1 protein-coding gene is annotated in these 861 nt (G+C 41.5%); it reads right to left on the bottom strand.

What is annotated here, in order from left to right:
• Nucleotides 1-82: 82 nt before the first annotated feature.
• Nucleotides 83-861: phenylacetate--CoA ligase family protein (locus A3766_RS31615; protein ID WP_197479756.1), on the bottom strand; the 779-nt coding region annotated here is incomplete at its 5' end.

Genomic DNA, 861 nt, shown 5'->3' with positions numbered 1-861 from the left:
AAGCGGTCAAACTGCTGCTTATTAAAAGTTGCGCGATTCGGTTCCCATGGCAGTGGGTATAAGTTCGTAACGATAAGAAGCTTCATGATAAATTACTGATAGTGACTCTCAGCTTACCACTTGATGTTAAGGCGATCTCAGGAACGAGTTCAATATTCACAAGCACTTCGCTACCAACATTTTCTTCAACTAAGTGTTTGACTCGTTTTAACTGATCAGAATCCTCCGAAAATAAAACCAAGAAAATATCAACACTATCCAAGGTATTTTGCACAACCTGAAACTGTTTGATACTGGTGAAATCCTTTAGCAAATGAGGAAAAAACTCGCCCGGAATAGTTCTCCCATCGGGCGTCTTAATCACGTCCAGCTTACGGCCATCAATAGATTGAAGCAGCGGGAAAGGCGAACCACACTGACAAGTGGTAGCAGAAGAAATCGTCGCACGATCCCCATTTCGATACCGAATAAGTGGAAAGCCGTAATTGTGCAAGTCGGTTACCACCACATCACCAGACACTCCGGCTTCAGAAATCACTTTATTTTGATCTCCCAACAGCTCTACAACAAGGTGATCAATATTTGTATGCAAACCATTCTTTTCTTTGCACTCCGAACCAATCAACATAAACTCCCGACAACCGTAAGTATTATATACTGGCGCTCGGAAAGCTCTTTCGATTTTTTCCCGCTGAAACTCATATAATGGTTCGGCGCCAGTCAAAATCGACTTAGGTGATTTAATGGTTATATCATTCTCGATAATATAATCTGCCAACGTTACCAAAGGGTTGACATAAGAAACTATTGCCTCAGCTTTGTAGGCGTTAATCTGCTCAACATAAGTTCCCAAGTTATATG

It is taken from the genome of Oleiphilus sp. HI0132, assembly GCF_001635845.1.
Note: the sequence above shows the minus strand (reverse complement) of the source record. Positions and strands in the feature narration are given on the sequence as shown.